Below are 11794 nucleotides of genomic sequence, written 5' to 3' on the forward strand. Positions count from 1 at the left end.
GTTTTTTGGCTTTTAAGCTGTTGTCATCAAGTAATACGCACAGATAGAGAAAAAAGTTTCAATATTCAGCATTATTTTTAAAAAAAAGTGGTTTTTAAAGTTTTCATTGATTTTGTTTTATTTTTCCTGTTTTAATTATAAAAAACCGCAGCTCAGCTGCGGTTTTTTTACCCTCTGCTTTCTTCAGGCTTTAAACCTCTTCGAAGTATTCTTTATAATAGCCACCGACTTTATTCGTATTGTCGATCACAAAGAGAAATTCCTCTGTTTCATTTTTCACTTCATATTCTTTTCCCGGAGTTAAAACGCGGTTCACGATATATTTTTTTGCGTTTGTCTGCACACATTTTACCTTTTTGATTGTTTCTTTTTCAAGCCAATTGTTATGAATCATAAATGAAATCTCCTTTTCATATCTATAAGCTTATTGTAGCTTTTTTCTTTTGTAAATTGCAATATCGGTTATTCATTGATTTTGCCTTGTTTTCTATTATAGAATGTTTGTATACGCTTACTCTTACAGCAAATATCACAGCTTATTTCTGCTATTCAAACAATGAATCAATGTGCTATCACCAAGAATCTCAAAACAGACCATAAAAAATGACTGGAGGTTTGTTACAGATGAGTTCTTTAACGATGCAAGTGACGAAAAGGCTGGAGACATTTTTACAGGGAACAAAGAAGCTTTATATTGACGGAAAGTTTGTTCCGAGTGCCTCAGGGGCAACCTTTGACACACCCAACCCGGCGACCGGCGAAACCTTGATGACGCTGTATGAAGCCCAGGCTGCGGATGTGGATAAAGCGGTTAAAGCTGCCCGAAAAGCCTTTGACCAAGGCGAATGGAGAACAATGTCTCCGGCTTCTAGAAGCAGACTGATGTATAAGCTGGCAGACTTAATGGAAGAGCATAAAACTGAGCTTGCTCAGCTTGAAACACTTGATAACGGGAAACCGATAAATGAAACGACGAATGGAGATATACCTCTGGCTATTGAGCATATGCGCTATTATGCCGGCTGGTGTACAAAAATAACAGGACAGACGATTCCGGTTTCCGGCGCTTATTTTAATTATACGCGCCATGAGCCTGTCGGCGTCGTCGGCCAGATCATTCCATGGAATTTCCCGCTCCTGATGGCGATGTGGAAAATGGGCGCTGCTCTTGCAACAGGCTGTACAATCGTGCTCAAACCGGCTGAACAAACACCGCTTTCAGCTCTTTATTTGGCAGAATTAATTGATCAAGCCGGCTTCCCTGACGGTGTCATCAATATCATTCCGGGATTCGGTGAAGATGCGGGAGAAGCGCTGACGAATCATGAAGCGGTTGATAAAATTGCCTTTACCGGTTCCACTGAAATCGGAAAGAAAATCATGTCCACCGCTGCGAAAAGCATTAAGCGGGTTACATTGGAGCTGGGCGGAAAATCACCTAATATTCTTTTGCCGGATGCGAATTTGAAAAAGGCGATCCCAGGCGCTTTAAACGGTGTGATGTTTAATCAGGGCCAAGTCTGCTGTGCGGGCTCGCGCGTTTTCATTCATAAAGACCAATATGATGAAGTTGTTGATGAGATGGTGTCCTATGCTGAATCACTCCGCCAAGGAGCGGGACTTCATAAGGATACACAAATCGGGCCTCTCGTGAGCAAGGAACAGCACGAACGCGTTCTTTCCTATATTCAAAAAGGAAAAGACGAAGGAGCAAAAGCAGTGACTGGCGGAAGCTGTCCTTTTGAAGAAGGATATTTTGTCGCACCGACTGTGTTTGCGAATGTTGAAGACGAGATGACCATCGCAAAAGAAGAAATTTTCGGACCGGTGCTGACTGCTATTCCATACGAAACAGTCGATGAAGTCATTGAACGAGCGAATCATTCAGAATATGGACTCGCAGCCGGACTATGGACAGAGAACGTCAAGCATGCCCACTATATCGCGGACCGTCTTCAAGCCGGAACCGTCTGGGTGAACTGCTATAATGTGTTTGACGCAGCATCCCCGTTTGGCGGTTATAAACAGTCAGGACTCGGACGAGAAATGGGATCATATGCCTTAGATAACTACACAGAAGTCAAAAGTGTATGGATAAATCTCGAAGACTAACATGTATGTCAAAAAAACTGCTGCCTGCCAGCAGTTTTTTTCTTTCTGTAATGGCGGTAAAAGACGCTGAATATATATGCTTCTGAAGGAGTTGAGCTTGATGGGCACACTTCAGGAGAAAGTAAGACGTTATCAAAAGAAAACCATTGCAGAGTTAAAAGACAGGCAAAATGCTGACGGTTCGTGGACATTTTGCTTTGAAGGACCAATCATGACAAATTCCTTTTTTATTTTGCTCCTCACCTCACTAGATGAAGGCGAGAATGAAAAAGAACTAATATCAGCGCTTGCAGCAGGCATTCGCGAAAAACAGCAGCCCGACGGCACATTCATCAATTATCCCGATGAAACGAGCGGAAATATAACGGCTACCGTCCAAGGATATGTCGGGATGCTGGCTTCAGGATGTTTTCACAGATCTGATCCGCACATGAGAAAAGCTGAACAATTTATCATCTCACATGGCGGTTTGAGACATGTTCATTTCATGACAAAATGGATGCTTGCTGTGAACGGGCTGTATCCTTGGCCTGTTTTGTATTTACCATTATCACTCATGGCGCTCCCCCCAACGTTACCGGTTCATTTCTATCAGTTCAGCGCATATGCCCGAATTCATTTTGCTCCTATGGCTGTAACACTCAATCAGCGATTTGTTCTTAAAAACCGCAATATTCCATCTCTTCGCCATCTCGATCCGCACATGACAAATAACCCTTTCACTTGGCTTCGATCTGATGCTTTTGAAGAAAGAGATCTCACGTCTATTTGGTCACATTGGAAGCACATTTTTCATGCACCCTTTGCTTTTCAGCAGCTAGGCTTACAGACGGCTAAAACATATATGCTGGACCGGCTTGAAAAAGACGGAACATTATACAGCTATGCGAGCGCAACCATATTTATGGTTTACAGCCTTCTGTCACTTGGTGTATCACGCTACTCTCCTGTTATCAGGAGGGCGATTAACGGCTTCAAATCACTGATGACAAAGTGCAACGGGATTCCTTATCTGGAAAACTCTACTTCAACTGTTTGGGATACAGCTCTGATCAGCTATGCCCTTCAAAAAAACGGTGTGACCGAAACAGACGGCTCTATTACAAAAGCAGCTGCCTATTTGCTAGAACGCCAGCATACCAAAATAGCAGATTGGTCTGTTAAAAACCCGAGTGCAGCACCCGGCGGCTGGGGATTTTCAAACATCAATACAAATAACCCTGACTGTGACGACACTGCAGCCGTATTAAAAGCGATTCCCCGCAGTTATTCTCCTTCAGCTTGGGAGCGAGGGGTGTCTTGGCTTTTATCGATGCAAAACAATGACGGCGGATTTTCTGCTTTTGAAAAAAATGTGAACCATCCTCTGATCCGCCTTCTCCCGCTTGAATCCGCCGAGGACGCGGCAGTTGACCCTTCAACCGCCGACCTCACCGGACGTGTGCTGCACTTTTTAGGCGAGAAAGCTGGTTTCACCGTGAAACATCAACATATTCAGCGCGCTGTGGGCTGGCTTCTCGAACATCAAGAACAGAATGGGTCATGGTACGGGAGATGGGGTGTTTGCTACATTTACGGCACATGGGCTGCTCTTACGGGTATGCATGCCTGCGGGGTTGACCGAAAGCACCCTGCTATACAAAAGGCCTTGCGCTGGCTCAAATCGATACAGCATGATGACGGCAGCTGGGGAGAATCCTGTAAAAGCGCTGAAGTCAAAACGTACGTCCCGCTTCATAAAGGAACCATTGTACAAACGGCCTGGGCTTTAGACGCTTTGCTCACATACGAAAATTCCGAACACCCATCTGTTGTGAAAGGTATGCAATACCTTACTGACAGCAGTTCTCATGGCGCCGATAGCTTGGCCTATCCAGCAGGAATCGGATTGCCAAACCAATTTTATATCCTTTATCACAGTTATCCATATGTATTCTCTTTGCTGGCTGTCGGGAAGTATTTGAATTTTATTGAAAAGGAGACAGCAAATGAAACGTGAATCTTACCAAACGGAGATGTTCAATTGGTGTGAAGCCTTGAAGGATCAAATTCAAAAGCGAGGACAGCTTGAACAGTTTGAAGATCAATTTGACAAAATGATTGAAGCACTGGAAGATGACCAAACAACTGAAGAAGATTGGTATAAGCAGGCCGCTGCCCTTTATCGGGATATTACAGAATCAGAGGATACAAGTGAAAGACGCGCTTACGTCCCTATAGGAAAACATGTGCTGCCAAAGCTTCCGTACAAATATTCCGCCTTAGAACCTTATATATCACGCGACATTATGGTCCTTCATCATACGAAGCATCACCAAAGCTATGTTGACGGTCTAAACAAAGCAGAAACAGAGCTAAAAAAAGCGAGAGCATCAAAGAATTATGACTTGATCACTCATTGGGAAAGAGAGCTTGCATTCCATGGAGCAGGGCATTATTTACACACTATTTTCTGGTTTTCGATGCATCCAAACGGAAAAAGGCGTCCTACAGGGGCATTGTTCCAAATGATCGATATTTCATTTGGAAGCTACTCGGCTTTTAAAGAACATTTTACTCAAGCCGCTAAAAAAGTGGAAGGTGTCGGCTGGGCCATTCTGGTCTGGGCTCCCCGATCAGGACGGCTGGAGATTTTAACGGCAGAAAAGCACCAGCTCTTCAGCCAATGGGACGTGATCCCTCTTTTACCGCTTGACGTATGGGAACATGCCTATTATTTGCAATATAAAAATGACCGGGCAAGCTATGTCGATCATTGGTGGAATGTCGTGGATTGGCGCGAGGCAGAAAAACGTTTCGAGCAGGCAAAAGAAGTCGTTTGGAAACTCTATTAAAAAAAGCCCCCTTTCCCCGGGGGCTACGTGTTTTAAAAAATGCCTATCACATGCAAAAATACGATGATGATGGCAACAGGAGATAGGTAACGAATGAGCAGCAGCCAAACCGCAAACCACTTTCGTTTGAGATTGGAACCGCTTTTCAGCTCGTCAAACAAATCCTGTTTCGGTATTTTTAACGGGACAAAAATAGAAATCAATAACGCGCCTAACGGCATTAAAATATTGCTTACAAGATAGTCGGCCGCATCAAAAATAGACAAGTGAAATAGAGAGACGTCACTTAAGACACCGTAGGATAATGCAGACGGCACACCGACAATAAAAATAGCAATTCCGCCTAACCAAGCGAATCGTTTTCTCTTATTGACATCGCCTTTTGAAAGCACTGCGACCAAAATTTCCAGCATTGAGAAAGCGGATGTCAATGCCGCAAATAAAAATAGAATTAAAAATGCTAATAAAAAGATAATTCCAAACGGCATTTGATTAAACACAGTCGGCAGCACGTTAAATAACAGGACCGGCCCTTGGTCTGGTTTGAGGCCGAATGAAAATACAGCTGGAAAAATCGCAATTCCTGCCATTACAGCAACAAGCATGTTTAATACAGTTACTGATACAGCGGACTGCACAACGTTTTCCTGTTTCTCTAAATAAGAGCTATACGTTACCATGACTGATACACCGACACTTAATAAGAAAAAGGATTGGCCCATCGCATATAAAATTGTATTGGCGTCAATCGCGGTTAAATCAGGCATCAGGAAAAACTTGAGCCCTTCCATCGCTCCATCAAGTGTAACTGAACGCACCATTAAAATAACAAATAATATAAAAAGCGCCGGCATTAATATTTGGCTTGCTTTTTCAATTCCGCTGCTAACCCCTTTTGCAACAACTAAAATTGTCACCACCATAAAGAGCAGCTGGCCTCCAACAGCCAGGTAAGGATTTGAAATCGTACTTGCAAATATCGTATCAAAACCAGATGTTTGCGATAAACCGCCAGTGAAGCCTTTTGTAATATAAATTAAAATCCACCCGCCGACGACACTGTAAAAAGATAAAAGAATAAAGCACGTCGCCATTCCTAAATAACCGATCCAATGCCACTTCGTACCCGGAGCAAGTGTTTTATAGGATTGTACGGCATCTTTCTGTGTTTTTCTGCCTATGATGAATTCACCTAACAATAAAGGCAGTCCGATTAAAACCGTAAATAAAATAAAAATAAGTAAAAATGCGCCTCCTCCGCTGGTTCCCGCTACATATGGAAATTTCCATATCGCACCAAGCCCGATAGCTGATCCTGCCGCGGCTAATATAAAGCCGAGCTTCGAAGACCATTGATTCGCTTCCTTCACCCTATCACTCCTATTTTATCAAACCATTATAAAGATTCATTGTAAGAATATCTTCCTATATAGTCAAGAACATTTTTATTAGTTTACATAATGTAATTATTGTTTTCTATTAATAACCAATCCATCTATTAATATTGAATTATTCAGAAAATTAATTATAATAAGAGAATGCTTCAAAATCTGTGAGAATTTCTGCTGAAGTTCTTGATAAATGTGTAAGGAGTGTTTTTATGGACATCATTAGAAAAATAAGTCATTTCGCGGGACAAACCTTTGGCATATGGGTCATTGTTTTTGCCGTGCTGGGATTTACTTTCCCGTCTTTTTTTACATGGATCAGTTCTTATATTACGATTTTTCTTGGCATTATCATGTTTGGAATGGGTCTTACACTGCAAGCCGATGATTTCAAAGAGCTGATCAGAAAACCTTGGCATGTCATTATCGGGGTAATTGTTCAGTATACTATCATGCCGCTCGTTGCTTTCGGCCTCGCATTTGGGCTGCACCTTCCAGCTGAAATCGCAGTGGGTGTTATTCTTGTCGGCTGCTGTCCTGGCGGCACAGCCTCTAATGTCATGACATTTTTAGCAAAAGGAAATACGGCCCTTTCTGTTGCTGTTACAACAATTTCTACCTTGTTGGCGCCTGTTTTAACACCGATTTTGATTATGTTGTTTGCCAAGGAATGGCTTCCTGTTTCGCCAGGGGCTTTATTTATTTCAATCTTACAGGCTGTTTTATTTCCGATCATTGCAGGCGTGATCGTCAAAATGTTTTTCAGAAAACAAGTGGCAAAAGCCGTACATGCCCTTCCGCTTGTTTCTGTCATTGGCATCGTTGCGATTGTCTCAGCTGTCGTCAGCGGCAATCGGGAAAATCTGCTTCAATCAGGATTCCTCATTTTTTCTATTGTCATCCTGCATAACGGTATCGGTTATTTGCTTGGATTTCTTTGTGCAAAGCTTTTAAAAATGGATTATCCGTCTCAAAAAGCAATTGCAATCGAAGTCGGCATGCAAAATTCAGGACTCGGTGCTGCACTCGCTACGGCTCATTTCTCACCGCTATCTGCCGTACCCAGCGCGATATTCAGTGTATGGCATAACCTTTCGGGTTCCATGCTTGCAACATACTGGTCAAAAAAAGCGAAAAAGAAACAAACAGCAGCCAACAGCAGCAATCTGTCTCTTTAAATACGCATCAAAAAAGGTACATCACTTTATCGTGATGTACCTTTTTTTATTATCCCTCTAATAAAAGCTGTTCAGGTTCTTCCAGTAAATTTTTGATTGTCACTAGGAAACCAACCGCTTCTTTACCGTCTACAATCCGGTGATCATAAGATAAAGCGATATACATCATCGGACGGTTTTCAAAACGCTCTTCATCAATTGCTACAGGGCGCAGTTGAATCTTATGCATGCCCAGTATACCGACTTGAGGGCTGTTTAAAATCGGAGTCGACATCAGTGAACCGAAAGTCCCTCCGTTTGTAATAGTGAAGGAACCGCCCTGAAGCTCGCTAAGGGTCAATTTATTGTTTCTTGCTTTTTTCGCAAGTTCGCCGATTTCTTTTTCAATTCCTGCAAATGTCAGACGGTCCGCATCCCGTACAACCGGAACGACAAGGCCTTCATCAGCTGCAACAGCAATCCCGATATCGTAGAACTTCTTAACGATCAGCTCATCGCCTTGAATTTCCGCATTCAGCAGCGGATATTTCTTCAATGCAGCAACGACCGCTTTCGTAAAGAAAGACATAAAGCCGAGCTTCACTTCGTTTTGCTCAAAGAATTGATCTTTGCGGCGTTTTCTAAGGTTCATGACAGCCGTCATGTCTACTTCATTAAATGTAGTCAGCATCGCTGATGTTTGCTGTACCTCTACAAGGCGTTTTGCAATCGTTTGTCTGCGGCGTGACATTTTTTGCACTTCGACAGGTTTGTCGAAGCTTTGCTGTGTTTTTTGAGCCTGAGGCTGCTGTTGTTTCTGAGGAGCCGGTTTTGAGGCTGGTTTTTCGTACGCTTCGACATCCTGCTTGCGCACTCTTCCTAACGGATCTCCCGTTGGAACCTGAGACAGGTCAATTCCTTTCTCTCTTGCCAGCTTACGGGCTGAAGGAGAAGCGATCGTTCTTGATTTTGCTTCGGCTTGCGCTTCCTCGCTAACCTCTTTTGCAGCTGGTTCAGCCTGCTTCTCTTCTTTCTCGCTATCTTTGCTTTCAGCTTTCTCTGAAGGTGCAGGGGCAGAACTTTCACCCGCGCCTTCTGAAATCGTACCGATAATTTCTCCAACTTGGACGGTATCACCCGAATCTTTCAATACCTCTTGAAGTACACCCGATTCTTCTGCTGTCAATTCAACATTTACTTTGTCCGTTTCTAGTTCAAGCAGATATTCACCCTGTTCTACATAATCACCAGGCTGCTTCAACCATTGGGCTATTGTTCCTTCTGAGATTGATTCTGCTAATTCAGGTACCTTAATTTCCGCCATTTTTTCATTTCCCCCTTAGTTTTTGCGAGTCAAGCTATCAGATACAATACGTTCCTGTTCTTTTTTATGAACTGTCGGATCTCCCTCTGCAGGGCTGGATCGTCTTCTTCGTCCAATATATTGAACGCTTACGCCCTGTGGTGCAATCTCTGTCAAATATGGGCTGATATAACTCCAGGCCCCCATGTTCTGCGGCTCTTCCTGTACCCAAACGATTTCTTTCAGGTTCGGAAGTTTTGCAAATAATTCTTTGACTCCTTTTGCCGGGAATGGATACAGCTGTTCAATTCTCGCAATGTGAAGCCACTCTTTACCGTCTTCTAGCTTATTGAAATGGTCGCTGATGTCTATGGACACTTTACCGCTGGATAATACAAGTCTGGTTACTTTTTCATAGTCATGAGAAAGTCCGGACTGTTCGTATACAGGCTGGAAGCGGCTTTCGCTGAGCTCCTGCACTTCCGAAACCGTATTCGGATTACGAAGAAGGCTCTTCGGCGTCATAATGACGAGCGGCCTGATTTCTTCACGAAGCAGCATTTTGGCCTGTCTTCTTAAAATATGAAAATATTGTGCAGCGCTTGTCAGGTTGGCAACCGTCCAGTTGTTTTCCGCGGCAAGCTGCAGGAACCGCTCGATTCTTCCGCTTGAGTGCTCGGGCCCCTGTCCCTCGTAACCGTGCGGAAGAAGCATGACTAATCCGGATTTTTGGCCCCATTTGGCGCGTCCGGCAGAAATGAATTGGTCAAAATACACTTGAGCAGCGTTGGCAAAATCTCCGTACTGCGCCTCCCACATGACAAGCGTTTCCGGTGAATGCACGTTATAGCCGTATTCAAAGCCGAGAACCGATCCTTCAGACAGCGGGCTGTTATGAACAGCAAAAGATGTGTCACAGTCAGATAAGTGATGCAGCGGCACAAATTCTTCGCCCGTCTCACTGTCATGAAGCACAAGGTTTCTTTGGGCAAACGTTCCGCGCTCGGAATCCTGTCCAGTTAAACGAATCGGTGTTCCGTCTTTCAAAATAGAAGCAAACGCAAGTGATTCAGCCAAAGACCATTCCACTTTTCTATCATCATCGAATGCCTTGGCGCGTCTTTCTAAAATACGCTTAAGCTTGCCGAAAACGTTAAATGACTCCGGCCAGTTGATTAATTCGCCATTCAGCTTACGGAGCACATCAAAATCAATGGATGTGTCCACATCAGGGAAACCGTTTGAAACAGGCTCTGGAAGTTCAATTTCACAGGCGGTATGTTCCTTTTTAGCCGGCACTTTCTGATAAGCATCCTCAATGCGCTTCGTTACCGATTTTTCGATGTTTTGAACAACTTCTTCGGTAAGCACGCCTTCATTTACGAGCTTTTCAGCGAAAATTTGTTTGACGGTCGGATGCTTTCTGACAGCCTCATACAGCATCGGCTGAGTAGTAGACGGCTCATCCATTTCGTTGTGTCCGTAGCGTCTGTACCCGATCAAGTCAATCAGAAAGTCCTTGTTAAATGTTTTTCTGTATTCGACCGCAAACTTAACAGCTGAAAGACAGGCTTCAGGATCATCCGCATTTACGTGAACAATCGGAATTTCATAGCCCTTCGCCAGGTCACTGGCATAGTTTGTCGATCTTGATTCAGCGCTTTCTGTTGTAAATCCGATCATGTTATTGGCGATAATATGAATCGCACCACCTACTTGATACCCTTTTAAAGAACTTAAATTCAATGTTTCAGCGACGATTCCTTCCCCAGGGAATGCAGCGTCTCCATGAATTAAAATGGCAAGCGATTTTGTTTCATCCTGCACCGGGTATCCGCTTTGTGTTCTCGTTTCCTGTGCCGCTCTCGTGCTGCCTTCAACAATCGGATTGATAAATTCCAAGTGGCTCGGGTTGTTTGCTAACGTAATGCGCGCTGATTTTGTTTCAGCGTCTTGAAGCTCCCGATTCGCCCCCAGATGGTATTTGACATCCCCTGTCCATCCGTAGCTGATTCCGATTGATCCCTCAGACGGGACAAGATCTTTGTTCGGCGCATGCTGGAATTCGGAGAAAATAATTTCATACGGTTTGCCGAGCACGTGAGCCAATACATTCAGGCGCCCCCTGTGTGCCATCCCGATGTTGACACTCGTCGTGCCAGATTTGACAGATTGTGCAATAATGTCATCAAGCACTGGAACAAGTGCGTCCAGCCCCTCGATGGAAAAGCGCTTCTGCCCTACGAATGTGCGGTGCAAAAACTGCTCGAAGCCCTCTACTTCTGTCAGTCTTTCCAGAACAGCCGACAGCTTTTCAGATGAGTTCTTCTGGAACAGCTCGCCGGATTCAATCATCTTTGTCAGCCACTCGCGCTCTTTGAAGTCATGCACATGGTCAAATTCAAATGAGATGGTTCTTTTATACGTATTTCGTAAATACTGAATGGCTTCTAAACCGTTCGTAATGTTTTTAGGAGCGTCTTTGCAAATCACTGACGCAGGTATTGCTTTTATTTCTTCTTCAGTTAGCCCGTAATCGGATAGTGGAAAGAGTTCGCTCTTTTTCCCATCCTTTCTGAGCGGATTGACGGAAGCGTTTAAATGGCCATAGGTTCGGATATCTTCTGCAAGTCTGACTGCGGATGCGATCTTTTGTATCAGATCGGCTGTAACACGTCCCTTTTCTTTTGTTCCCGAGGCCTCTTTTATATCGCTTGGCGGAGCACCGAGCTCGTCGAACATTTCCTTTAGATCCGGATCAATGCTGTTCGGATCCTGGGTATACTGATCGTAAAGCTCCAGCGCATAGCCGAGGTTCGGACCGTAAAAATCTTCCCAATTCATTCGTTGTTTCATACTATTTTGAAACATTTGAATATTACCCCCAACTTAAATAATCAAGTGATTGATTCACTATCTTGAAATAACTTTCGAACGCTGTGTCCAAAATTATGTAATAAAAACGCTTCCAACGATATTTTACCACTGTTTGCAATTTGA

8 protein-coding genes are annotated in these 11794 nt (G+C 43.7%); 4 read left to right on the forward strand and 4 right to left on the reverse strand.

The genetic code is table 11. The annotated features are described in order from the left end of the window. Positions 1-190: 190 nt before the first annotated feature. Positions 191-394, reverse strand: a complete 204-nt coding sequence (locus RAC86_RS27785) for a DUF6501 family protein (protein ID WP_003241656.1) — start codon at positions 392-394, stop codon at positions 191-193. A 230-nt stretch (positions 395-624) separates the two neighbouring features. Here RAC86_RS27785 and dhaS point away from each other — a divergent pair, with 230 nt between their 5' ends. From dhaS to RAC86_RS27800, 3 genes are all read left to right on the forward strand, one after another. Beyond that, complete coding sequence (gene dhaS / locus RAC86_RS27790; RefSeq protein WP_014114083.1) at positions 625-2112, forward strand: aldehyde dehydrogenase DhaS; 1488 nt, start codon at positions 625-627, stop codon at positions 2110-2112. A 100-nt stretch (positions 2113-2212) separates the two neighbouring features. Continuing rightward, complete coding sequence (locus RAC86_RS27795; protein ID WP_072566430.1) at positions 2213-4111, forward strand: terpene cyclase/mutase family protein; 1899 nt, start codon at positions 2213-2215, stop codon at positions 4109-4111. Beyond that, complete coding sequence (locus tag RAC86_RS27800; protein ID WP_014114085.1) at positions 4101-4946, forward strand: superoxide dismutase; 846 nt, start codon at positions 4101-4103, stop codon at positions 4944-4946. The genes RAC86_RS27795 and RAC86_RS27800 overlap by 11 nt, the downstream gene beginning before the upstream one ends. A 32-nt stretch (positions 4947-4978) precedes the next feature. Here the strand turns inward: RAC86_RS27800 and RAC86_RS27805 are convergent, their stop codons facing one another. Beyond that, positions 4979-6316, reverse strand: coding sequence for a sodium-dependent transporter (locus RAC86_RS27805; RefSeq protein WP_014114086.1), 1338 nt, complete (start codon positions 6314-6316; stop codon positions 4979-4981). 230 nt (positions 6317-6546) lie between these two features. On the opposite strand from RAC86_RS27805, the gene RAC86_RS27810 reads away from it, so the two are divergent. Continuing rightward, positions 6547-7512, forward strand: coding sequence for a bile acid:sodium symporter family transporter (locus RAC86_RS27810; protein WP_014114087.1), 966 nt, complete (start codon positions 6547-6549; stop codon positions 7510-7512). Positions 7513-7561: 49 nt separating this feature from the next. Here RAC86_RS27810 and odhB read toward each other — a convergent pair whose 3' ends face one another. Next, a complete protein-coding gene (gene odhB / locus RAC86_RS27815) occupies positions 7562-8815 on the reverse strand; it encodes a 2-oxoglutarate dehydrogenase complex dihydrolipoyllysine-residue succinyltransferase (protein ID WP_072566431.1) in 1254 nt (417 codons plus the stop codon). Between the two features lie 15 nt (positions 8816-8830). Beyond that, entirely contained in the window at positions 8831-11665 is a 2835-nt protein-coding gene (sucA, locus tag RAC86_RS27820; protein WP_061188149.1) for a 2-oxoglutarate dehydrogenase E1 component, read from the reverse strand. Between the last annotated feature and the right edge of the window lie 129 nt (positions 11666-11794).

This window comes from Bacillus sp. LR_5, from assembly GCF_042709275.1.